The 22,512-nt window shown below is 71.1% G+C and carries 21 protein-coding genes; 17 read left to right on the top strand and 4 right to left on the bottom strand.

The features are described 5' to 3' along the window. Positions 1–1,159 (top strand): hypothetical protein (locus ESP57_RS18795; RefSeq protein WP_243648564.1); only part of this gene is annotated, 1,159 nt, incomplete at its 5' end. A gap of 355 nt (positions 1,160–1,514) precedes the next feature. Beyond that, the gene (locus ESP57_RS18630) at positions 1,515–2,633 is read left to right on the top strand and encodes a hypothetical protein (RefSeq protein ID WP_207904575.1); all 1,119 of its coding nucleotides are present in this window, start codon (positions 1,515–1,517) and stop codon (positions 2,631–2,633) included. 80 nt (positions 2,634–2,713) lie between these two features. Here the strand turns inward: ESP57_RS18630 and ESP57_RS16325 are convergent, their stop codons facing one another. Next, entirely contained in the window at positions 2,714–3,709 is a 996-nt protein-coding gene (locus ESP57_RS16325) for a ketopantoate reductase family protein (RefSeq protein ID WP_129232289.1), read from the bottom strand. 72 nt (positions 3,710–3,781) lie between these two features. On the opposite strand from ESP57_RS16325, the gene truB reads away from it, so the two are divergent. From truB to ESP57_RS16260, 13 genes are all read left to right on the top strand, one after another. Continuing rightward, positions 3,782–4,729: a tRNA pseudouridine(55) synthase TruB gene (gene truB, locus ESP57_RS16320; protein WP_424220106.1), complete on the top strand. Its 948-nt coding sequence runs from the start codon at positions 3,782–3,784 to the stop codon at positions 4,727–4,729. Beyond that, a complete protein-coding gene (locus tag ESP57_RS16315; RefSeq protein WP_129232288.1) occupies positions 4,726–5,094 on the top strand; it encodes a hypothetical protein in 369 nt (122 codons plus the stop codon). Before truB ends, ESP57_RS16315 begins: the two co-directional genes overlap by 4 nt. Positions 5,095–5,120: 26 nt before the next feature. Next, positions 5,121–5,564: a hypothetical protein gene (locus ESP57_RS16310; protein WP_129232287.1), complete on the top strand. Its 444-nt coding sequence runs from the start codon at positions 5,121–5,123 to the stop codon at positions 5,562–5,564. Further along, complete coding sequence (locus tag ESP57_RS16305; protein WP_056013901.1) at positions 5,561–6,493, top strand: bifunctional riboflavin kinase/FAD synthetase; 933 nt, start codon at positions 5,561–5,563, stop codon at positions 6,491–6,493. Before ESP57_RS16310 ends, ESP57_RS16305 begins: the two co-directional genes overlap by 4 nt. A gap of 32 nt (positions 6,494–6,525) precedes the next feature. Continuing rightward, a complete protein-coding gene (locus tag ESP57_RS16300; RefSeq protein ID WP_129232286.1) occupies positions 6,526–7,740 on the top strand; it encodes an MFS transporter in 1,215 nt (404 codons plus the stop codon). Positions 7,741–8,049: 309 nt separating this feature from the next. After that, positions 8,050–8,994 (top strand): sugar-binding transcriptional regulator, encoded by a 945-nt coding sequence (locus ESP57_RS16295; protein ID WP_129232285.1) that lies wholly within the window; start codon positions 8,050–8,052, stop codon positions 8,992–8,994. A 42-nt stretch (positions 8,995–9,036) separates the two neighbouring features. Then, positions 9,037–10,044: a deoxyribose-phosphate aldolase gene (gene deoC / locus ESP57_RS16290; protein ID WP_056013888.1), complete on the top strand. Its 1,008-nt coding sequence runs from the start codon at positions 9,037–9,039 to the stop codon at positions 10,042–10,044. Positions 10,045–10,054: 10 nt separating this feature from the next. Continuing rightward, complete coding sequence (locus tag ESP57_RS16285; protein WP_082571610.1) at positions 10,055–11,641, top strand: aldehyde dehydrogenase family protein; 1,587 nt, start codon at positions 10,055–10,057, stop codon at positions 11,639–11,641. After that, complete coding sequence (locus ESP57_RS16280; protein ID WP_129232284.1) at positions 11,638–12,498, top strand: aldehyde dehydrogenase family protein; 861 nt, start codon at positions 11,638–11,640, stop codon at positions 12,496–12,498. The genes ESP57_RS16285 and ESP57_RS16280 overlap by 4 nt, the downstream gene beginning before the upstream one ends. Before the next feature lie 7 nt (positions 12,499–12,505). After that, complete coding sequence (locus ESP57_RS16275; RefSeq protein WP_056013881.1) at positions 12,506–12,745, top strand: hypothetical protein; 240 nt, start codon at positions 12,506–12,508, stop codon at positions 12,743–12,745. A gap of 30 nt (positions 12,746–12,775) precedes the next feature. Continuing rightward, positions 12,776–14,278: an SDR family oxidoreductase gene (locus tag ESP57_RS16270; protein WP_207904574.1), complete on the top strand. Its 1,503-nt coding sequence runs from the start codon at positions 12,776–12,778 to the stop codon at positions 14,276–14,278. A 180-nt stretch (positions 14,279–14,458) separates the two neighbouring features. Next, entirely contained in the window at positions 14,459–15,655 is a 1,197-nt protein-coding gene (locus ESP57_RS16265; RefSeq protein ID WP_129232282.1) for a N(5)-(carboxyethyl)ornithine synthase, read from the top strand. A 181-nt stretch (positions 15,656–15,836) separates the two neighbouring features. Beyond that, entirely contained in the window at positions 15,837–16,715 is an 879-nt protein-coding gene (locus ESP57_RS16260) for a glycerophosphodiester phosphodiesterase (RefSeq protein WP_129232281.1), read from the top strand. A gap of 17 nt (positions 16,716–16,732) precedes the next feature. Here the strand turns inward: ESP57_RS16260 and ESP57_RS16255 are convergent, their stop codons facing one another. After that, positions 16,733–17,281: an O-acetyl-ADP-ribose deacetylase gene (locus ESP57_RS16255; RefSeq protein ID WP_129232280.1), complete on the bottom strand. Its 549-nt coding sequence runs from the start codon at positions 17,279–17,281 to the stop codon at positions 16,733–16,735. An 8-nt stretch (positions 17,282–17,289) separates the two neighbouring features. Further along, entirely contained in the window at positions 17,290–17,568 is a 279-nt protein-coding gene (locus ESP57_RS16250) for a metal-sensitive transcriptional regulator (protein ID WP_022893547.1), read from the bottom strand. 71 nt (positions 17,569–17,639) lie between these two features. Here ESP57_RS16250 and ESP57_RS16245 point away from each other — a divergent pair, with 71 nt between their 5' ends. Beyond that, positions 17,640–20,003: a heavy metal translocating P-type ATPase gene (locus ESP57_RS16245; protein WP_341539102.1), complete on the top strand. Its 2,364-nt coding sequence runs from the start codon at positions 17,640–17,642 to the stop codon at positions 20,001–20,003. A 62-nt stretch (positions 20,004–20,065) separates the two neighbouring features. After that, positions 20,066–22,039: a DUF2207 domain-containing protein gene (locus ESP57_RS16240; RefSeq protein ID WP_129232279.1), complete on the top strand. Its 1,974-nt coding sequence runs from the start codon at positions 20,066–20,068 to the stop codon at positions 22,037–22,039. Positions 22,040–22,088: 49 nt separating this feature from the next. Here ESP57_RS16240 and ESP57_RS16235 read toward each other — a convergent pair whose 3' ends face one another. Then, entirely contained in the window at positions 22,089–22,295 is a 207-nt protein-coding gene (locus tag ESP57_RS16235; RefSeq protein ID WP_056013854.1) for a hypothetical protein, read from the bottom strand. Positions 22,296–22,512: the final 217 nt, after the last annotated feature.

Raw genomic sequence — 22,512 nt, 5'->3', positions numbered from 1 at the left:
GTGCGGTGCTGACAACGAGAAGTTGACGGTTCCCGAGGACACGGCGACGATCGACTGGAACTCGACCGAGGTCGATGGAGTCATCACGGTCACTGCGACGGCGAAGCCGGGCAACGTCTTCCCCGAGGGTGCGACGAAGGCATGGACCTTCACGATCAACGACGCACCGTGCATCGTCGACGTCGTCGGCGAGCCGACGTTCAGCGACAAGTGCGGTGCTGACAACGAGAAGCTGACCGTCCCCGAAGACACGGACACGATCGACTGGAACTCCTCGGAGGAGAACGGCACGATCACGGTCACCGCGACCGCCAAGGCCGGCTCCGCATTCCCGGTCGGTGCCAAGGACGAGTGGACCTTCGTGGTGAACGACGCTCCTTGTGCGATCGAGCTCGTGGGTGCGCCGGAATTCTCCGACAAGTGCGGTCCCGACAACGAGAAGCTGACGGTTCCGTCGGACACCGACACCATCGACTGGGCCTCGGCCGACGCGAACGGGGTCTGGACGGTGACCGCCACGGCGAAGCCCGGATACGCGTTCGAGGAGGGGGGCCCGGTCACCTGGGCGTTCCCGTACAGTGACAAGCCCTGCATCGCGCCGTCGCTCACGGGCTCGTTCGCGACCGGCGTCTGCGAGGCGGACTCGCCGTGGATCACCTTCGATGTCGAGATGACCGACCCCGACGAGCAGTCGACCGGCAACACGGCCTCGCTCATCATGACCGACGGCACCAACACCGAGACGATCGTGCTGGGCGACCTCGAGAACGGCAGCCTGTCGGGCAAGGTGCTCTGGCCCGGTGCGTCCGTCGATGCCGATGGCAAGGCCAACGGATGGCCCGGCTGGGCGCTCGTCGGCGACAAGTGGATCGAGGTCGACGACAACTTCGCCTGGACTCGCGGTGACATCACGGCACAGCTCGTGGTCAACCCCGAGCTCGACGTCAAGATCTCGTACCCGCCGGCCACGCCGAACTGTGCCATCGGACCGAAGGTCACGCCTCCGGGCGGCGAGGGCGCTACCCCCGCCGCGTCGAACGGTACGGGCCTCGCCAGCACCGGTTTCGCCGGAACGACGATCGCGATCGTCGCCGGCATCATCGTGATCGCCGGTGTCGCGTTCCTCGTGGTGGCTCGAATCCGCCGCAAGCGCGCATAGCATTCGCTGAAGCACGACTGAGGGGGCCCGGTTCGCCGGGTCCCCTCGGTGCTGATACCCCAGTTCGGGGGTGAATCACCATCTCCGGGGCCGAAACGGCGAGCCTGTCCCCATCTCGGACGACATACTTGACGACATTGCACCGCCCCCGGCAGCAGTGATACCCGAAACCCGAAACACCCGAGCTGATCGACGCTGCACCACGCGGCGATCTGGCCGCTCACGCCCGAACACGACCACGGCATATACCCGTGTGCCGGTCGCATCGGGCTCGCACGGCACGTCGCGCTTCGGCGCGCAGTCGACGCTCCTGGTATCGCAGGCCCACGCCGGCCGACCCCAGGAGATTCATTCGATGAGGAACACCCGCGCACTCCGCGTCGCGGCGACGATGGTCGGCGCGCTCGCGCTGACCCTCGCCGTCGGCGCATTGCCCGCCCAGGCCGCTCAGCCCGATTTCATCTGCGAGCCGCTCGATTCCGGCAAGATCGACACGACCGGCAGCCCCGCGACGGTCACCGTCACGGCGCCCGCGGGACAGTTGATCGACGGCTATTGCGTCAAGGCCGGCACCACGAAGTACTTCGTGCCTGTCGTGCCCCCGCAGGCGACGGTCGTCATCGATCACCCCGACAAGGACTCCGTCAGCCACTACTCGTACAGCTATTTCACGCCGACGACGCCCGACCCCGAGAAGCTCGCCATTCCGGGCGACCCTGCCTGGGCGGACAAGTGCGGCACCGACGCCGACGGCTTCACCCTGCCGTCGGACACCGATGACATCGACTGGTCGACGACCGGACTCGTCGGCGGTATCGAGCGGCTGACGGCGACGGTGAAGGGCACCAAGACCTTCACCGACGGCGCGACGACGAAGACCTTCGAGCACGTCTTCACCGATGAGGACTGCGACCCCACGACGGAGACGGCGACGCTCGACGGTTCCGTGGCGACGGGTGTCTGCGAGGCGGACTCCCCGTGGATCCACTACAACGTGAAGCTGACCGACCCCGAGGGCACGGTGACGAACCGAACGGTCTCCCTCGTCATGACCGACGGCACGAACACCGAGACGATCGTGCTGGGTGACCTCAAGTCCGACGGCACGCTCGAAGGCAAGAAGCTGTGGCCCGGTGCCTCTGTCGACGCCGAGGGCAAGGCCAACGGATGGCCGGGCTGGGCGCTCGTCGACGGCAAGTGGGTCGAGACCGACGGCAACTTCGCCTGGACCCGCGGTATCACGGAGGCGAAGCTCGTCGTGAACCCCGAGACCGCGGTGACGATCTCGTACCCGGAGGCGACTCCCGTGTGCGCCACCGGCCCGGAAGCAACGCCCCCGGGTGGCGGCAACGGCAGCACCGCCCTCGCAGAGACCGGCTTCGCCGGCACATCGATCGCGATCGTCGCGGGCATCATCGTGATCGCCGGTGCCGCGTTCCTCGTGGTGGCTCGCATCCGCCGCCGGCGCGCATAGCGTTCGCCGAGAAACGACTGAGGGGGCCCGGTTCGCCGGGCCCCCTCAGTCGTCGCCCGGGCCGCTACGCTCGTCGTCGCTCAGGCCGGCACGTCGGCGAGCACGCGCTCGACCGGCAGCGACGAGCCGCGCTCCTCGACCTCGTGCACGAGCGCGGTGAGCGCCCGGTTCACGGGCGCGTCGAGGCCGATGGCCGAGGCCTGGCGCACGACCGCGCCGTTCAGGAAGTCGATCTCGGTCGGCTGCCCACGCCGCAGGCTCTGCTGCGTCGATCCGAGGTTCGGCACGCCGCCCATGCGCACGCGCATCGACCACGGCAGCACTTGTCCGATCGCGAGCGGCAGTCGTGCGAAGAACCGCAGACGCCGGTCGCCGAGCCCCTGCAGCGAGCCGAAGTGCACGCCCTGGGCGACGGCGATGCGCACGGTCTCCCGCATCGACGCCGTCACGACGCGGCGCAGGCGTCGATCGTCGACGACGTCCTGCACGCTGCGGCCGACGATCGCGGGCACGGCGTTCAGCATGTTGACGACGAGCTTCGTCCACTGCGCGCCTCGGAAACCGGGGATCGCGACGACCGGAACCGCCGCGGAGAGCACGGCGGCGACGCGCGTGCACTCGGCGTCGGCCGGGCCGTCGCCGCGGCCGAGGTAGCTCGTCGCCGGCGTCGTGACACGCACGACACCGGGCTCCGTGTAGTTGGCGGCGATGATCGAGAGCAGGCCCATGCAGGAGGCGCGGGGGAGGAGCCGTGCAGCGGTCGCGACGCCGTCGAGGCCGTTCTGCACGACGACGACGGGCACGTCGCCGATGAGCTCCGCGTTGTCGGCGATGGCGGATGCCGCGTCCTGCGCCTTCGTGCAGACGAGCACGAGTTCGGGGGCCATCGTGAGCCGCTCGCCGGCGGTCACGCGGGCATGCACCTCCCCGTAGGCACCGCTGAGGGCGATGCCCGACTCGCGGATCGCCGCGAGCCCTACACCGCGTGCCGTGACCTCCACGTCGTGGCCCGCCTTGGAGAGCAGTGCCGCGAATGTGCCGCCGAGCGCGCCTGCGCCGATGATGCCGATCCTCACCGCTCCAGCGTAGGCGTGCCCGCGCGGGCCGGTCGCGCGGGCGGACCGCGCGCGGCTGTTAGCCTGTACGGCGTGAACAGCGGCATCCTCCTCGTCGACAAGCCGCAGGGAATCACGAGCCACGACGTGGTCTCGCGCATGCGCCGCCTCGCCGGCACGCGCAAGATCGGCCACGCAGGGACCCTCGACCCGATGGCCACCGGCCTCCTCGTCCTGGGCGTGAACGGCGCCACCCGCCTCCTGCACTACCTCGTCGGCCTCGACAAGGAATACCTCGCCACCATCCGCCTCGGGTGGAACACGACGACCGATGACGCCGAGGGCGACGCGCTCGCCGCCGCCTCCGCCGACGTCGTCGCCGCGGTCGCCGAAGACGATGTGCGGGCCGCGGTCGTGCCGCTCACGGGAGACATCGAGCAGGTGCCGAGCGCGGTCAGCGCCATCAAGGTGGCCGGCAAGCGCGCGTACCAGCGCGTGCGCGACGGCGAGACCGTCGAACTGGCGTCCCGCAAGGTCACCGTCTCGGCGTTCGAGATCCTCGCGTTCCGGGCCGGCGACGGCCACCTCGACGTCGACGTCCGCGTCGAGTGCTCGTCGGGCACGTACATCCGCGCCCTCGCGCGGGACCTCGGCGCGACGCTCGGCACGGGCGGCCACCTCACCGCGCTCCGGCGTACGCGCATCGGGCGCTTCGGCGTCGACGAGGCCGGCGAACTCGAGGGATTCGACGTCGCGAGCGCCATCATGAGCCCAGCGGATGCCGCGCGGCGGGCCCTGCCCGCGGTGGCGCTCACGGCCCAGCAGGCCGTCGACCTCGGTCACGGCAAGCGGGTCGACGTCGACGCGGTGGCCGGCCTCGAGGCATCCGACGCCCCGGTGCCCGCGGTGCTCGCTGCCATCGACCCTCGTGACCACCTGGTCGCGATCGTCGAACCCCGCGGACGGCAGCTGAAGGTCGTCACCGGATTCCCGCCCGCCGACCCGCAGGAGCCGGTCGAGCCGCAGGGCGGCGAAGCATGATCGAGTGGTTCACCTGGGTGCAGCTCGCCGTCGCGGTCGCGGCCGGCCTGCTCTGCATCGCGATGGGGCTCGCCGGTCGGGTGCCGGGCGATCTGACGATCGGTGCGCTCGCCCTCGTCGAGGTCCTCCTCCTCGTGCAGGTCATCGTCGCGTTCATCGCGCCGGCGCTCGGCAACGAGCCGACGGGCAGCGTGCTCGAGTTCGGCACCTACCTCGTCGGCGCCCTCATCCTTCCGCCCGCGGCCGCCTTCTGGGCGCTGCTCGAACGCAACCGCTGGTCGACGGTCATCCTCGGCGTCGCCGCGCTGTCGGTGGGCGTCATGGTCTACCGCATGTTCCAGATCTGGACCGTGCAGCAGGCGTGAGCGCCCGTCTGAGAGAATCGATCGACATGAGTGACGTGCGCAGTGCCGAACCCGAGGCACGAGAAGGCCGACGGATGAGCGGCATCGGGCGAGTGCTCGTGGCCGTCTACGGGGTGCTCGCGCTCGCGGCGACGGGGCGCTCGTTCGTGCAGATCGCATCGAAGTTCGACGAGGCGCCGCTCGCGTACACGCTCTCGGCGCTCGCCGCGGTCGTCTACATCGTCGCGACGATCGCCCTCGTGCGCCCGGGCATCGCCTGGTACCGTGTCGCCTGGGCGACGATCGTGTTCGAGTTCACGGGCGTCATCGTCATCGGCACGCTCAGCATCGTCTTCCCCGAGCTCTTCCCGCACGACACGGTGTGGTCGCGATTCGGCGCCGGCTACCTGTTCATCCCCCTCGTGCTGCCCGTGCTCGGCATGTGGTGGCTCGCACGCCACCGCCCGACTTCGAAAGCGGTAGCCTCGTGAAGACCTTCAAGGGACTCGGCGCCGTGCCCACTGGTCTCGGCCCGTCCGTCGTGACGATCGGCAAGTTCGACGGCGTGCACCAGGGCCACCGAGCGGTCATCGCCCGCGCCCGCGGCATCGCCGAGCAACGCGAGCTCGCGACGATCGTCGTCACCTTCGACCGCAACCCGCTCGCCCTGCTGGCACCCGACAAGTGCCCCGACTCGCTCGTGAGCGTGCGCCAGAAGCTCGAGCTGCTCGCCACGACGGGCGTCGACGCCACGCTGCTGCTGCCGTTCGACCGCGCGCTCGCCTCGGTGCCGGCCACCGAGTTCGTCGAGCGCGTGCTGGTCGACGCGCTCGACGCCAAGGCCGTGCTCGTCGGCGCCGACTTCCGCTACGGAGCCCGGGGCGCGGGAGACGTGCCGCTGCTGATCGAGCTCGGTGCGAAGTTCGGGTTCACGGTCGAAGTCATCGACGACGTGCGGCCCGAGGGGGAGCGGCGCGTCTCCTCCACGTGGATCCGCGAGCTCCTCGCCGAGGGCGACGTGCGACGGGCGACCGAACTGCTCGGCCACACGCCGACGGTGTCGGGCATCGTCGTGCACGGGGCTGCCCGCGGACGCGAGCTCGGCTATCCGACGGCGAACCTGTCGCCCGAGTCCGAGGGACTCATCCCGTCGGACGGCGTGTACGCGGGCTGGCTGACCGACGCCGGCACGCGGTATCCGGCCGCGATCTCGGTCGGCGACAACCCGACGTTCCAGGGTGTCGCGAAGAAGCAGGTCGAGGCCTACGTGCTCGATCGGGAACTCGACCTCTACGACCACGTCGTCGACGTCGAGTTCGTCGAGCGCATCCGCGGCATGGTGGCGTTCACGAGCATCGAGGCGCTCGTCGACACCATCCGCGACGACGTCGAGCGCTCGCGGGTCATCCTCGGCGCCTGAGCGCGAAGCGCCCCGCCTCTAGACTCGAGGGAATGACCTCGCTCGCGCCCCGACCGCTGTGGGCGGGTCGAACCCTCGCCCTCGTGGGCATCGTGCTCGTGGCGTTCAACCTCCGCACCGCGGTGGCGTCGCTCTCGCCGATCCTCCACCAGCTCGAGGTCGAGCTGCCGCTCGCGCCGGTGGTCGTCGGCTTCCTCGGCATGCTGCCGCCGCTCTGCTACGCGCTCTTCGGCATCCTGACTCCGATGGTCGCGAAGCGACTCGGGCTCGAGCTGACGCTCATCATCGCGCTCGTGGCGCTCTCGATCGGGCTCGCCGGTCGCGGGCTGGCTGGTTCGGCGCTCTGGCTCGTGGCCGCGTCGGCGGCGACGTTCGCGGCGATCGGCGTCGGCAACGTGCTGCTCCCGCCGCTCGTGAAGCGGTACTTCCCCGATCGCATCGGCCTCGTCACGACGATCTACGTGACGGCGATGTCGATCAGCACATTCATGCCGCCGCTCATCGCCGTGCCGGTGGCGGAGGCCGCGGGCTGGCGGGTCTCCCTCGGCGAGTGGGCGTTCGTCGCGGCGATCTCGCTCGTGCCGTGGATCGCCGTGCTCGTGCATCCGAAGGCTCGCGCGATCGAGGCGCTGCCCGAGGAGGCCGATCCGGGCCTGCTCCGGTACGCGGTGCGCTCGCCGCTGGCCTGGTCGCTCATGATCGTCTTCGCCGTCTCGGGCTTCAACGCCTACGCGGTATTCGCCTGGCTGCCGACGATCCTGCAGGACATCGCGGGCGTCTCGCCCGGTGAGGCAGGGGTGCTGCTCTCGCTGTACGCCGCCATGGGCCTGCCCGCCGGGCTGCTCGTGCCGCTCCTCGCCGCCCGCTACGGCAAGGTGGGGCTGCTCGTGGTCGTCTCGGTCGCGACGCTCGTGGTCGGGTACCTCGGCCTACTGCTCGTTCCGGGCACGCTGACCTGGCTGTGGGTCGCGCTGGCCGGCACCGGGCCGCTGCTCTTCCCCCTCGCCCTCGTGCTCATCAACCTGCGCACGCGAACCCATGCGGGTTCCGTCGCCCTCTCGGGCTTCGTGCAGTCCGGCGGCTACCTGATCGTCGCCATCGGGCCGCTCGTCGTCGGGCTCCTGCACGAGGCGACGGGCGGGTGGACCTGGCCGATCGTCTTCCTGCTCGCCTCCGCCGTGCCTGCGGCCATCGCCGGTGCGGTCGTCGCTCGCCCCGGCTACCTCGAGGACGAGCACACCGCCTGAGCGGCGGGCCTCCTCGGCTGCACCATTGCCGCGGTCGCGGTGCGGTCGTAGTATCCGGGTGCCATGGACACCTTCCTGCAACTCGCCGAGGTCGCCGCCGCACCGAAGGCACCGAACCTCCGGGGGAGCCGCCGCTGCTCGGCGGCTGAGACCCGGATCGGACATCGTTCCGGCTCCGTCGCGAGGTGCTCGCCTCGGTGTCGCTCGGGCGCGCGCGACATCCGCTCGTCTGCTCATATGAGCACGATCGCCTGCGAGTGTTGCTGATGCGCATCCACGTGCCTACGCTGGAGGGGAACGAGGAGGCGCATGGACGAGATCGACGAACTGCTCTCGATCAGGGCGGCTGAGCTCTACTACGAAGAGAACAAGACCCAAGACGAGATCGGGCAGGCGTTGCGCCTCACCCGGTGGAAGGTCGGGCGTCTCCTCGCACAGGCGAAGCAGCGCGGGTTCATCCGCATCGAGATCCTGCACCCGCGGGCCAGGCGCCTGCCGATCGAGCGGCGCCTCCGCGACGAGCGCGGGCTCGCCGACGCGATCGTCGTGTCGACGGCCGGTGTCACCTCGCCCGAAGAGCTCCAGGCTCGCACCGCCCAGGCGGCGGCCGACTACCTGACTGCGCTGCGGCCGGTGCCGCGCACCCTCGGCGTGAGCTGGGGCCGCACGCTCTTCGAGATCTCGCAGCACCTCCGCCAGGGCTGGGCGACGGGCGTCAACGTCGTGCAGATCAACGGCGGCGTGAGCCTCAACCGCCGGCCGGGCACCGCAGCGGCCACCGCGGTCGGCATCGCCCAGAAGGGCGGCGGCAGTGCCACGCTGCTGCCGAGTCCCGCGATCCTCGAGCGGCTCGAGACGAAAGAGGCGATCGAGTCCGACCGCGTCGTCGCCGGCGTCATCGAACTCGCCCGCTCGGCCGACGCGTACCTGTTCAGTGCAGGCGCCGCCGATCACTCCTCGGTGCACGTCGAGAGCGGGTACCTCTCGGCGCCCGACGTCGACCTGCTCGTGCAGAAAGGCGCCGTCGGCGACGTCGTGGGCCGCTACATCGACTCCGACGGCAACATCGTCGACCCGGCGCTCGACGCGCGCACCGTGGGCCTCACGCTCGACGAACTGCGCAAGGCGCACCTCGCGATCGCCGTGATCTCGGGGCCGGGCAAGCTCGCCGTCGCCGACGCGGTCGTGCGCAGCAGTCTCTGCTCGGTGCTCGTCACCGACGAGGCCACCGCCCTCCACCTCCTCGGCGGCTGACGCCGTCCCATCGCACCTCTCACGAAAGCCAGGTCACCTCTCATGTCAGGCACCTCCCTCGTCTCAGCCCGCGAGCGGGCCATCGCCGTGCTCGGCGGCGAGCCCGACGATGCGACCCTGCGGCGCTACCTGCACGGCATCGCGGGCGTCGACGCCGTCGGCCTCGAGCAGCGCGCTGCCGGGCTCGGCACGCGTTCGATCAAGACGAGCTCCAAGAAGTGGGCGCTCGACCGCATCATCGAGCTCATCGACCTCACGACGCTCGAAGGCGCCGACACTCCCGGCAAGGTGCGTTCCCTCGTCGCGAAGGCGGTCAACCCCGACCCGTCGGATGCCTCGACGCCTCGCGTCGCAGCCGTCTGCGTCTACGGCGACATGGTGCCATTCGCGGTCGACGCCCTCGGCGCCGCGCACGGCGACCCCGACGACGGCCTCATCTCCGTCGCCGCGGTGGCGACGGCCTTCCCGAGCGGCCGCGCCTCGCTCGACATCAAGCTCGCCGACACGGCCGAGGCCGTCGCAGCGGGTGCCGACGAGATCGACATGGTCATCGACCGCGGGGCGTTCCTCGCCGGTCGCTACGGCCTCGTCTTCGACCAGATCGCCGCGGTGAAGGCGGCGTGCGCCCGTCCAGACGGCACGAGCGCGAGCCTCAAGGTGATCCTCGAGACCGGCGAGCTCGTGACCTACGACAACGTGCGCCGTGCGTCGTGGCTCTCGATCCTCGCGGGCGGCGACTTCATCAAGACCTCGACCGGCAAGGTGGCCCCCGCGGCGACGCTGCCGGTCACGCTCCTCATGCTCGAGGTCGTGCGCGACTGGCACCTCGCGACGGGCCAGCGCATCGGGGTCAAGCCCGCCGGCGGCATCCGCTCGTCGAAGGACGCCATCAAGTACCTCGTGACGGTCGCGGAGACCGTCGGCGAAGACTGGCTGCAGCCGCACCTCTTCCGCTTCGGCGCCTCGAGCCTCCTGAACGACGTGCTGCTGCAGCGGCAGAAGATCGCGACCGGGCACTACTCCGGCGCCGACTACGTGACGATCGACTGAGACGGACAACATGAGCTTCCTCGACTACGCACCCGCACCCGAGTCGCGCGCGATCCTCTCGCTCCGCGACAGCTACGGCCTCTTCATCGACGGCGAGTTCGTCGACGGCCGCGGCGAACCGTTCCAGACCATCAGCCCGGCGACCGAAGAGCGCATCGCGATGATCGCGAACGCGAACCCCGCCGACGTCGACGCTGCGGTGGCCGCCGCCCGTCGCGCCTACGACCGCACCTGGTCGAAGATGAGCGGGCGCGACCGCGGCAAGTACCTCTTCCGCATCGCCCGCCTCGTGCAGGAGCGCGCCCGCGAGCTCGCCGTCGCCGAGTCCCTCGACAACGGCAAGCCGATCAAGGAGTCGCGCGACGTCGACGTGCCCCTCGTGGCAGCGTGGTTCTTCTACTACGCGGGCTGGGCCGACAAGCTCGATCACGCCGGCCTCGGCGCGAACCCGCGCTCCCTCGGCGTCGCCGCGCAGGTGATCCCGTGGAACTTCCCGCTGCTCATGCTCGCGTGGAAGATCGCCCCGGCACTCGCCGCCGGCAACACCGTCGTGCTGAAGCCCGCCGAGACCACGCCGCTGACGGCGCTCATCTTCGCCGAGATCCTGCAGCAGGCCGAGCTTCCGGCCGGCGTCGTGAACATCATCACGGGCGCGGGCGACACCGGTGCTGCCCTCGTCTCGCACGAGGGCGTCGACAAGGTCGCGTTCACCGGATCGACCGGCGTCGGCCGGGCGATCGCCAAGCAGGTCGCCGGCACCGACAAGAAGGTCACCCTCGAGCTCGGCGGCAAGGCCGCGAACATCGTCTTCGACGACGCGCCCATCGACCAGGCCGTCGAGGGCATCGTCAACGGCATCTTCTTCAACCAGGGGCACGTCTGCTGCGCCGGCTCGCGCCTCCTCGTGCAGGAGAACATCCACGACGAGGTCGTCGAGCGGTTGAAGCTGCGCCTGTCGACGCTCCGCCTCGGCGACCCGCTCGACAAGAACACCGACATCGGAGCCATCAACTCGAAGGAGCAGCTCGAGCGCATCCGCACGCTCTCCGACATCGGCGAGGCCGAGGGCGCCGAGCGCTGGACCGCGCCCTGCGAGATCCCCGAGAACGGCTTCTGGTTCGCGCCGACGATCTTCACGGGCGTGCAGACCTCGAGCCGCATCGCCCGCGACGAGATCTTCGGCCCGGTGCTCTCGGTCCTGACCTTCCGCACCCCGGCCGAGGCCATCGCCAAGGCGAACAACACCCCCTACGGCCTCTCGGCCGGCATCTGGACCGACAAGGGCAGCCGCATCCTGGCGGTCGCCGACCAGCTGCGCGCCGGCGTGATCTGGGCGAACACCTTCAACCGGTTCGACCCCGCGTCGCCGTTCGGCGGCTACAAGGAGTCGGGCTACGGCCGCGAGGGCGGCCGTCACGGCCTCGGCGCGTACCTCGCACCCGCCCCGATCGGGCAGTCGTCGACGAGCCACGCGGCGATCAGTGGCCGCGCATCCACCGCGGCCGTCGAAGCGGATGCCTCGGCGCCCGCGAAGCGCTCGCGGACCGCGAAGCCCGCCCGAACGCTCAAGAACGCGACGAAGGGATCGAAGCGATGAGCCGCCTCGCCGTGCCGAAGACGTACAAGCTCTACATCGGCGGAGCGTTCCCGCGCAGCGAGTCGGGCCGCACCTACGAGGTGCTCGCCGCCGACGGCTCGTTCCTCGCCAACGCCGCGCTGGCCTCCCGGAAAGACGCCCGCGACGCGGTCGTCGCCGCACGGGCCGCCGTCTCGGGCTGGTCGGGCGCCACGGCGTACAACCGCGGACAGGTGCTCTACCGCATCGCCGAACTCCTCGAGGGGCGCCGGGCGCAGTTCGTCGCCGAGATCGAGGAGGCCGAGGGGGTCACGCGCGCCGTGGCATCCGCTCAGGTCGGCGAGGCGATCGACCGCTGGGTCTGGTACGCCGGGTGGGCCGACAAGTTCGCCCAGGTCGCCGGCAACGCGAACCCCGTCGCCGGACCGTACTTCAACATCTCGGTGCCGGAGCCGACCGGCGTCGTGGCGATCGTCGTGCCGCAAGACAGCTCGCTCCTCGGCTTCGTGTCCGCGGTCGCGCCGGCGCTCGTGGCGGGCAACGCCGTCGTGGCGGTCGCGAGCGAGCGCTTCCCGCTGTCGGCGATCAGCCTCGCCGAGGTGCTCGCCACGAGCGACGTGCCGAAGGGCGTCGTCAACGTGCTGACGGGCTCGCCCGCCGAGATCGCGCCGTGGCTCGCGAGCCATGCCGACGTCAACGCGCTCGATCTGGTCGGCGCGGGCGCGCTCGACTGGATCTCGCTCGAGGTCGACGCGGCCGACACGCTGAAGCGCGTGCTGCGACCGGAGTCGGGCCCGGATGCCGCGGCGCCCGCGCTCGGCCGCATCGCCGCGTTCACGGAGACGAAGACGGTCTGGCACACGAAGAGCCTGCGATAGGAGCACCATGTCCGGACGCAACGGCGCGTCAGACGAGCGGGGTCGCCTCGCGACCGACCCCTTCGAGTACCGCATCACGAAGCAGGGCGGCGTGACCGTGTTCCGTGGCGGCCAACCGGTGATGACCGTCGGCGGGCGCGAGGCGGCCAGGCTCGTGGCCGGCCTGCAGCGCGCCGACGATTCACAGGTGCAGCACCTTCTCGCGCGCGCGAGCGGCAACTATCGTCGAGGCAACGAACGCTCGTAGGTTCGTTCGTCGTTCGACGATCGTTGGGGGTTGCGTGTGCATGTGCTCGTCACCGGGGCGACCGGATACATCGGCGGACGACTCGTGCCCAGGCTCCTCGCCGCGGGGCACGAGGTCCGCGTGCTCGCCCGCCGGCCCGAACGCCTGCGCGACGTGCCGTGGCGTGGCGAGGTCGAGGTCGTCGAAGGCGACCTCCTCGATCCGGGCTCCGTCGATGCCGCGGTGGAGAGCGTCGACGTCGTCTACTACCTCGTGCATTCCATGGGCGGCCAGGGGGACTTCGAGGCGACCGAACGCCGCATCGCCGAGAACGTCGCGAGCGCAGCGCGGCGCAATGGGGTGTCACGGCTCGTGTATCTCGGTGGACTGCACCCCGAGGGCGAGCGGCTCTCGCGCCACCTGCGTTCCCGCGCGCAGGTCGGCGAGGTGCTGATCGCCTCCGGCGTGCCGACGATCGTGTTGCAGGCCGGGGTGATCATCGGTTCCGGCTCGACCTCGTTCGAGATGATCCGTCACCTCACCGAGGTGCTCCCGTACATGCCGGCGCCCCGTTGGGTGCGCAGCTTCATCCAGCCCATCGCAGTGCGCGACGTGCTCACCTACCTGGTCGCTGCGGCGGAGGCGCCGCTCGAGGCGAGCCGTGCCTTCGACATCGGCGGCCCAGACATCCTCCGCTACGGGCAGCTCATGAACGGCTACGCGGTCGAAGCCGGACTGCCGCAACGACCGATCGCCGCCCTGCCCGTGCTGACGCCGTGGCTCGCCGGGCAATGGGTCAACCTCGTGACCCCGATCCCGCGTCGCATCGCCGTGCCGATCATCGAGTCGCTCCAGTTCGACTGCGTGATGCGCGATCATGACATCGACCAGGTGATTCCACCGCCTTCCGAGGGGCTGCTGCCCTACCGGGTCGCGGTGCGGCTGGCACTCGAGCGCGAGCGGGCGGGCGAGGTCGAGACGAGCTGGCGCAATGCCGAGGTGGCCGGGGCGCCGAGCGATCCGCTGCCGAGCGATCCCGACTGGGCGGGGCACACGGTCTACCTCGACGAGCGCGAGCGACGGACCCCGGCTCCCGTGCGCGAGCTCTGGCGCGTCATCGAGGGCGTGGGCGGCGAGAACGGCTGGTACTCGTTCCCGCTCGCCTGGGCGGTGCGGGGGTGGGTCGACAAGCTCACCGGCGGCGTGGGCCTCCGCCGGGGGCGGCGCGATCCCGACACGCTCCACGTCGGCGACGCCGTGGACTTCTGGCGCGTCGAGGCGATCGACCGCGGCAGCTTCCTCCGTCTCCGTGCCGAGATGCGCGTGCCGGGACGGGCGTGGCTGGAACTCGAGGCGCGGTCCGCGCCGGACGGCGGTGCCGAGTACCGCCAGCGTGCGGTGTTCTTCCCGAAGGGTCTCTCGGGGCGCCTCTACTGGTGGGCGATCTTCCCGTTCCACGGCATCATCTTCGCGGGCATGGCCAATCGCATCACCGCAGAGGCCGAGGCGGAGGCCGAGGCGGCACGCGTCGCCCATCGCGTCGACGAGGACTGAGCTGTCGCCGGGTGCTCGTGGAGCGTGGTCCGCGTCGCCGGTTGCGGCGGGCAGGACATGGCGTAGCCTCAGGGCAGGCCGTCGATCGCGCGGCCGGTGATTCGACGGCGACCCAGTTCCTCGCGGATTCCTCTGAGAGAATCCGTCGCGCACGCACCGGCGGGAGACAGGACGTCCGAAATGGCCGGCACGACGACCCCCCGACTCCTCACGATCGGGGTGCTCGCGCACTCGCGCAAGCCCGACGAGAAGCGGCTTCCGCTGCATCCGTCGCACTTCGAGCGCATCGATCCCGACCTTCGGGAGCGGATGATCCTCGAACACGGCTACGGCGAGCTCTTCGGGATCTCGGACGACGAGCTCGGAGCGTTGGTGGGCTCCCTCGGCACCCGCGAGGAGGTCATCGCGCGGAGCGAGGTCGTGCTCCTGCCGAAGCCGCAGGCGGCCGACCTCGAGCAGCTCCGCGACGGCCAGGTGCTGTGGGGCTGGCCGCACTGCGTGCAGGACCGCGAGCTCACCCAGCTCGCCATCGACAAGCGGCTCACCCTCATCGCGTGGGAGGCGATGAACCACTGGACCGCCAGTGGCGGCTTCGGCCTGCACGTGTTCCACAAGAACAACGAGCTCGCAGGCTATTGCTCGGTGCTGCACGCCCTGCAGCTGTGCGGATCGACGGGAGATTACGGACGACGGTTGAGCGCGGTCGTCATCGGGTTCGGCGCGACCGCGCGCGGCGCGGTGACCGCGTTGAACGCCCACGGCATCCACGACGTCCGGGTGCTCACCAACCGCGACACCGCCGCGGTGAGCTCACCGATCCCGTCCGTCGACATCATCCAGTTCGAGCACGACCCCGAGGCTCCGTTCGAGAGCACGGTCAACACGGACGACGGACCGGTCGCCCTGGCGCCGTTCCTCGCCGAGCGCGACATCGTGGTGAACTGCACGCTGCAGGATCCGAACTCGCCGCTGACCTACCTGCGTACTGAGGATCTCGGGCTCTTCCGGCCGGGCAGCCTCATCGTCGACGTGTCGGTCGATGCCGGAATGGGCTTCGAATGGGCCCGCCCCACGTCGTTCGAGGATCCGATGTTCACGGTCGGCGACTCGACCAACTACTACGCCGTCGACCACAGTCCCTCCTTCCTCTGGAACTCCGCCACGTGGGAGATCAGCGAGGCGTTGATGCCCTTCCTGCGCACCGTCATGGAGGGCCCCGACGCCTGGGCGGCGTCCGAGACGATCGACCGCGCCACGGAGATCGCCGAGGGGCGGGTCCGCAATCACGCGATCCTGGAGTTCCAGCGCCGATCGGCGGAGTATCCTCACGGCGCCGCCGAGACCGATGAGGTCGTGCCACCCGCGAACGGGAGGTAACGAAACGGTAACGGTGTTGCTAGAGTGACCTGCACCGATCGCGCAACGGCGCGCGACGGTGGAAAGGCCCGAACCCGTGTTCCACCCCCTCGACACGGTCGCTTCGGCGACCCGGCGTCGGCGGCCCGCCCCAGCCGCCCCTGCCACCCGAACGACCGAACCAGCCCGACCGCCACGCCTCTTGAGCCCGCCGCCCCGCGGGGTGCGGGTCAGCCTCGCGAGCCTCGCCGCCGCCCTGCTGGCCGGGCTCCTGCTCTTCGCCCAGGTGCCCCCGACGGTCTACGCGATCGACGTCTTCGGGGCGCTCCGCGAGCCGGGGGAGCCGGCCTTCACCGTCGGCCATCGCGGCGACCGTGCCGCCGCCCCCGAGAACACGATGCCGTCACTCGAACTCGCCATGGACGAGCTCGCGTTCGTCGAGACCGACGTGCAGCTCACGAGCGACGGTGTCCCCGTGCTGTTCCACGACACGACGCTCGAGCGCATCACGGGCGACACGCGCTCGATCGGCGAGCTCGACGCCGCCGCCGTCGAGCGGCTCGACGCGGGCGCATGGTACGGCGCGGAGTTCGCGGGGACTCGGGTCCCGACGCTCGACGCCTTCCTCGAGGCCCTCGCCGAGCGCGACGAGGCCCGTGCCCTCATCGAGCTGAAGGCCGACTGGGGCGCCGAGGGCATCCGCGCCGTGACGGGGCTCATCGAGCGCCATGGCCTCCGCGGTCGGGTCGTGCTGCAGAGCTTCAGCCTCGAGACGCTCTTCGCACTGCAGCGCGTCGCGCCGACGATACCCCGCATCATGCTCATCCGGGAGCTCCCGGCGAACCCCGTGCCCATGGCCGAGCGCCTCGGGGTCATCGGGTTCGGCACCACCGCGGCTTCCGTCACCGCGCAGCCCGGCGCCCTCGTCGCCCTGCACGACGCCGGCATCGCCGTGCTCTGCTACACGCTCAACAGCCATGAGCACTGGGAGGAGGTGAGCGCGCTCGGCGTCGACGGCATCATCACCGACGAGCCGAGCGAGCTCGACGACTGGCTGGCCGTCACGGCGCCGGGCACCTGATCGAGCGCGCCCGCTGCTCAGTCGGCGGCTGCCTCGTCGATGCCGAGGGCTGCCGCCGCCTCGGCGAAGACGTCGCGCATGGCGGGGGAGAAGAGCACGAACCGGATGAGCCCGGGAGCTGGGGCGTCGGCCGCCGTCGAGAGCGCGACGCGCGCGGCATCCGTCGCCGGCCAGCCGTAGACGCCGGCCGAGACGGCCGGGAGGGCGACGGAGGCGGCGCCGAGCGAGGCGGCGAGGCCGATCGAGTTGCGGTACGCGGCGGCGAGCAGTCGGCGCCGGGCGTCGGCCTCGGCTCCCTCGTCGGGCCAGACGGGCCCGACCGTGTGGATGACCCAGCGCGCGTGAAGGCGGCCGGCGGTCGTCGCGACGGCCTCGCCCGTCGGCAGGCCGCCGGGCAGCGCGGTCGCGCGGAGGCGGCGGCACTCGGCGAGGATCTCGGGTCCGCCGGCGGCGTGGATCGCGCCGTCGACCCCGCCGCCGCCGAGGAGCGAGGAGTACGCCGCGTTCACGATCGCATCGACCCGCTGCACGGTGATGTCGCCCGTGACCAGCTCGATGCGCAGCATCCGCTCGCCTACCCCCGGTTGTTGGAGAGCTCGAAGATGCGCACGAGTTCGGCCACTGCTGCTTCGCGCTGCTCGCCGCCCGCCTCGTACATCTCGGTGACGTGGGTGCGGAGGTGGTTCTCGACGAGGAGCTTGTTGAGGGAGCCCAGTGACTTCTGCACCGCGAGCGAGAGCGTGATGATGTCGACGCAGTAGTCGTCGTTCTCGATCATCTTCTCGATGCCGCGCAACTGGCCCTCGATGATCTTCGTGCGGTGCATGGCGCGCTTCTTGATGTCCTCGATCACCTCAATAGGATACCTCGTTTGCACCAGATACCCCAGGGGGGTACTGTTGAGATCCGGAACGATGAAGGAGAGTGGCGGATTTGCTGCAGTACGGGACCCGGACGATCGACCTCGGCATCGAGGGCATGACGTGTGCGAGCTGCGTCTCTCGGGTCGAGAAACGCCTCGGCAGGCTCGACGGCGTCGAGGCCGAGGTGAACCTCGCGACCGAGAAGGCGCGCGTGTCGTTCCCGTCGACGACGTCGATCGACGAGCTCGTCGAGGCCGTGCGGGCCGCGGGGTACACCGCGATCGTGCCCGCCGCCCCGACCGAGCAGGGCCGCGGCGATTCAGGCGCAGGCTCCGAGACCGGTTCCGCGCGGCAGGGAGCCCCGGATCGGGGTTCCGTGGCTCCGTCCGCCGATGCGGGGGAGCGCACCTCTGCGCGGAGCGGTGAAGCGGGCGCCGCGGCATCCGACCCGCTCATGACCAGGCTCGTGGTCTCGGCGGTGCTCACCGTGCCGGTCGTCGTGATCGCGATGGTGCCCGTGCTGCAGTTCACCTACTGGCAGTGGTTCTCGCTCGCCCTCGCGGCACCGGTCGTGGTGTGGGGCGGATGGCCGTTCCACCGGGCCGCGGCCGTGAACCTGCGGCACGGTTCGCTCACGATGGACACGTTGGTCTCGCTCGGCACGCTCACCGCGTTCACCTGGTCGCTCTGGGCGCTCTTCTTCGGACACGCGGGCATGCCGGGCATGACGCACGAATGGACGTTCGGGGTCCGGGGCACTCCCGGCGGGGACATCTACCTCGAGGTGGCCGCGGGCGTCATCACGATCCTGCTGCTCGGGCGGGTGCTCGAGCAGCGGTCGAAGCGCCGTGCCGGTCAGTCGCTGCGCACCCTGCTCGAACTCGCCCCGCGCGAGGTCTCGGTGCTGCGCGGCGAGGGCGCCGAGGAGCGCGAGGAGCGGGTGCGCATCGAGAGCCTGCGCCCCGGCGACCGGTTCGTCGTGCGCCCCGGTGAGCGCGTCGCCGCCGACGGCGTCGTGCTGCGCGGGGAGGCGGGAGTCGATGAGAGCATGCTGACGGGCGAACCGGCACCCGTCGACGTAGCGCCCGGCACCTCGGTGACCGCCGCGACCATCGTGCACGGCGGCAGCCTCGTCGTCGCGGCCGAGCGCGTCGGTGCCGACACCCGGCTCGCGCAGATCGCACGCCTCGTGGAGGACGCCCAGCTCGGCAAGTCGCGCGCCCAGCGCCTCGCCGACCGCATCTCGGCGGTGTTCGTGCCGATCGTCATCGCGCTCGCCGCGGCGACCGCGATCGTGTGGGTCGCGACGGGCAGTCCCGTCGAGCAGGCCATCACCGCGGCCGTGGCGGTGCTCGTCATCGCCTGCCCCTGCGCCCTCGGCCTCGCCACGCCGATGGCGATCCTCGTCGGCACCGGGCGCGGCGCCGAACGCGGCATCCTCATCACGGGGCCCGACGCGCTCGATCGTGCGGGCGACGTCGACACGATCCTCCTCGACAAGACCGGCACGCTGACCACCGGCCGGATGTCCCTCACCGGCGTGACGACCGCCGACGGCACCATCGGTGCGGCCGACGCAGGCGGAGCCGCCGCCCTCGACCTCGCCGCGGCGCTCGAGCGGAGCTCGGAGCACCCGGTCGCGCGGGCGATCGTCGATGGGGCGGATGCCTCGGGGCCGGCCTGGCGCGCACTGCAGGTGACCGAATTCCGCGCCCACGCCGGTCTCGGCGTCACTGGCGAGGTCGAAGGCGTGCCGGCCGCAGCCGGGCGACCGGCGTTCCTGGTCGGACTCGGCTACCGCATGCCCGCGGCGCTCGAGGCGCGTGCCGCTGCCTCCGACGACACTCTCGTGGCCGTGGGGTCGGCCGGTGAGGTGCAGGCGCTCATCGAGGTCGGCGATCGCGTGCGCGACGGCGCCCGCGAGGCGGTCGACCGGCTCCGCGCCCTCGGGCTCCGCCCGGCACTCCTGACGGGCGACGCCGAGCGGCCGGCGGCGCGGGTCGCCGCATCACTCGGCATCGACGAGGTGCACGCGGGAGTCAGCCCGGAGGGCAAGCTCGCGATCGTCCGGCGCGAGCAGGGCGAAGGGCACCGGGTCGCGATGGTCGGCGACGGCGTGAACGACGCCGCGGCGCTCGCAGCGGCCGACCTCGGCATCGCGATGGGCGGCGGCACGGATGCCGCGGCCTCCGCGAGCGACCTCGCCCTCACCCGTGATGAGCCGGGTGCGATCGCCGACGCGATCTCGCTCGCCCGGGCGACGCTGCGCACGATCAAGGGCAACCTGTTCTGGGCCTTCGCCTACAACGTCGCGGCGATCCCGCTCGCGGCGGCCGGGTTCCTGAACCCGATGATCGCCGGCGCGGCGATGGCGTTCTCGAGCGTGTTCGTGGTGCTGAACAGTCTCCGGCTCCGCCGGGCATGACGCAGGGCGCGGGCCTCGGTCGGGGGAGACCCCCGGGTCCGCGCCCGCGCTAGCGTAGGGGCATGCGCCGCTCCCGTTCAGCAGCCGTCATCGGCTTCGCCGCCGTGACCATCGGCCTCATGGCCGCACTCGCGTCGGCCCTCCCGGCCATGGCGGCAACCCCCGCTGCGAGCGCCCCGGCCGCGGGTGCGCCGCACGCGCTCGTCGCGCCTGCGCCTGCGCCCGCGGTGATCGGTGTCGGCACCGGCGTCGGCGGCGAGGTCGCGAGCGGCCTCGACGACTTCACCTTCGATTCCTTCGACGCCGTCTACGAGCTCTCGCGCGACGAGGCCGGCCGCTCGGTGCTCGACGCGACCGAGACCCTCGTCGCCCGGTTCCCCGAGTTCGACCAGAATCGCGGCATCCGGCGTGTGCTCCCGAGGTCGTATCGCGGGCACCTGACGGACATCGAGCAGATCACGGTGACCGACGGCACGGGCGCGCCCCGATCGTTCGAGGTCGAGGAGGACGAGGACGACGACGGCTTCCTCTTCGTCACGATCCGCGCCGACGACTTCGTGCACGGCGAGCAGACGTACGTGATCAGCTATCGCCAGCACAACGTCACGCTGCAGCCCGACGATGCGAACATCGACGAGTTCTACTGGGACGTGAACGGCACCGGGTGGGCCCAGCCCTTCGGCCGGGTGAGCGCCGAACTGCGGCTCAGCGACGACGTCGCCGCCGCCCGCACGGATGCGGTGGCCTGCTACCTCGGGTACGAGGGCTCGAGCACGCCCTGCGACTCGCTCGAGGAGCAGCCGGAGCCGCCCGTGATCACGGCCGAGGCCCTCGACGTGCAGCCGTACCAGACCCTCACGCTCGCGGCGGGGTTCGCCGCGGACACCTTCGTGCCCCGCGACGACTCGTTCGGCTCCTCGCCGGCGGCGGTCGGCGGTGCCGTGGCAGCGGTCATCGCCGTACTCTCGGCCGTCACGGCGCTGTTCCTGCGCATCACGCGCTGGCGCAACCACCCCGGGCGCGGCACGATCATCGCGCAGTACGAGCCGCCGCAGGGCATCTCGACCTTGATCGCCTCCGACCTCGTCGGTGCGTCGGCGAAGGGGGTGACGGCGACGATCCTCGAGCGCGCGGTCGCCGGTCAGTTGCGGATCGTCGAATCCGGCAAGAAGAAGTACGCCGTCGAGTACGTCGGCGCCGGCGGCCCGGCGGACCCCGACGCCGAGGCGGTCGTCACCGCCCTCTTCGGGAACCGTCGCATCGGCGAGCGGCGCGAGCTCGCGAACGACACGGCGCTCGGCAAGCGCCTGTACGCGATCAATCAGGGCGTCGGCAAGCACGTGGTGTCGGCGGGACTCCGCCGCAGGCCGGCTGTCGGGCTCCGGGTGCTGCTGCTCATCGTCGCGTCCGTCGCCTCGACGCTCTCGTTCGTGCTCGGCATCATCGCGATCGAGAACCAGATGGGCGGGTTCTGGCCGGCCGTCTGCTTCGCCGTCGCGATCCTCGCCGCGGTGGTCACCCTCTTCACGATCGCCGTGGTCCGTCCGCTGACCGAGCAGGGCCGTGCGCTCCGCGACCACCTCGAGGGCTTGCGACTCTACATCCGCCTCGCCGAGGCCGACCGGCTCCGCGTGCTGCAGAGTCCGAGCGGGGCGCTTCGGGTGGAGCGGCCGGCGGTACCCGATGCAGAGGCGGCGACGGATGCCGCGGCCACGCCCGTCTCGACGGTCGCCCTCGACCCGGTCACGGTGCTGAAGCTCAACGAGCGGCTGCTGCCCTTCGCGGTGCTCTTCGGCCTCGAACGCGAATGGGCCGAGGTGCTCTCGGCCCTGCACGAGCAGGTCGGCACGGAGCCCACGTGGTATTCCGGCACGAGCGGCTTCAACGCCGGCGTGCTCGCGTCGGGCATCTCGTCGTTCTCCTCGGCCTCGAGTTCTTCGTGGTCGGGATCGGCCTCGAGCTCGGGGTCGAGCGGCTCCGGGGGCGGCGGCTCAGCGGGCGGCGGAGGCGGCGGCGGCGGAGGCGGCGGGGTCTGACCGTCGTCGGCCGGACGGCGTCGCCTCCGGCAGCTGAGTGCCGCGCACGCTACTCGTCTGCTGCGGCAGCCGGATCGTCGGCGAGATCGACCCGGCGCTCGGCGTCCACGCCGGGCACCTCGTCGTCGAGGCTGTCGTCGATCGACCGCTCGTCGTCGTCGGCGACGTCGCCCGGTTCGTCGAACTCCGTGTCCTGCGACACCGTGAAATCCTCATCGGGCGAGACGCCGTCGCCCACCCCTGCGAGACCGTCCATGAGGCAAGGGTAGGCCTGTCGCGCCGATCCTGCACGGGGTTGACGCTAGACTGGCCGTGCGCACGACGAATCCGTTCTTCGTCCGACCGCGTGAGCTGGGTCCGAATGATCCCGAGTTCGCGCGCTGCTCGGTTCGGGATTCGCGCACCGCGGGCCACCGACCAGTTCGGTGCCGCCGAGCGGTCTCGAACATCTCACGATGTCGAGGGGGGCGCCG

It is taken from the genome of Agromyces fucosus (genome assembly GCF_004134865.1).
GTDB lineage: Bacteria > Actinomycetota > Actinomycetes > Actinomycetales > Microbacteriaceae > Agromyces > Agromyces fucosus.
The sequence above is the reverse complement of the archived record's forward strand: the minus strand, read 5'-3'. Positions and strand labels throughout refer to the sequence as shown.

Bases quoted from the DNA above. Each gene is read 5' to 3' on its own strand.
- ESP57_RS16310 (WP_129232287.1), top strand. From the start codon at position 5,121: ATGAGTGACGTGCGCAGTGCCGAACCCGAGGCACGAGAAGGCCGACGG.
- deoC (WP_056013888.1), top strand. From the start codon at position 9,037: ATGTCAGGCACCTCCCTCGTCTCAGCCCGCGAGCGGGCCATCGCCGTG.
- ESP57_RS16265 (WP_129232282.1), top strand. From the start codon at position 14,459: ATGGCCGGCACGACGACCCCCCGACTCCTCACGATCGGGGTGCTCGCG.
- ESP57_RS16300 (WP_129232286.1), top strand. From the start codon at position 6,526: ATGACCTCGCTCGCGCCCCGACCGCTGTGGGCGGGTCGAACCCTCGCC.
- ESP57_RS16235 (WP_056013854.1), bottom strand. From the start codon at position 22,295: ATGGACGGTCTCGCAGGGGTGGGCGACGGCGTCTCGCCCGATGAGGAT.
- ESP57_RS16285 (WP_082571610.1), top strand. From the start codon at position 10,055: ATGAGCTTCCTCGACTACGCACCCGCACCCGAGTCGCGCGCGATCCTC.
- ESP57_RS16255 (WP_129232280.1), bottom strand. From the start codon at position 17,281: ATGCTGCGCATCGAGCTGGTCACGGGCGACATCACCGTGCAGCGGGTC.
- ESP57_RS16295 (WP_129232285.1), top strand. From the start codon at position 8,050: ATGGACGAGATCGACGAACTGCTCTCGATCAGGGCGGCTGAGCTCTAC.
- ESP57_RS16240 (WP_129232279.1), top strand. From the start codon at position 20,066: ATGCGCCGCTCCCGTTCAGCAGCCGTCATCGGCTTCGCCGCCGTGACC.
- ESP57_RS16315 (WP_129232288.1), top strand. From the start codon at position 4,726: ATGATCGAGTGGTTCACCTGGGTGCAGCTCGCCGTCGCGGTCGCGGCC.
- ESP57_RS16280 (WP_129232284.1), top strand. From the start codon at position 11,638: ATGAGCCGCCTCGCCGTGCCGAAGACGTACAAGCTCTACATCGGCGGA.
- ESP57_RS16275 (WP_056013881.1), top strand. From the start codon at position 12,506: ATGTCCGGACGCAACGGCGCGTCAGACGAGCGGGGTCGCCTCGCGACC.
- ESP57_RS18630 (WP_207904575.1), top strand. From the start codon at position 1,515: ATGAGGAACACCCGCGCACTCCGCGTCGCGGCGACGATGGTCGGCGCG.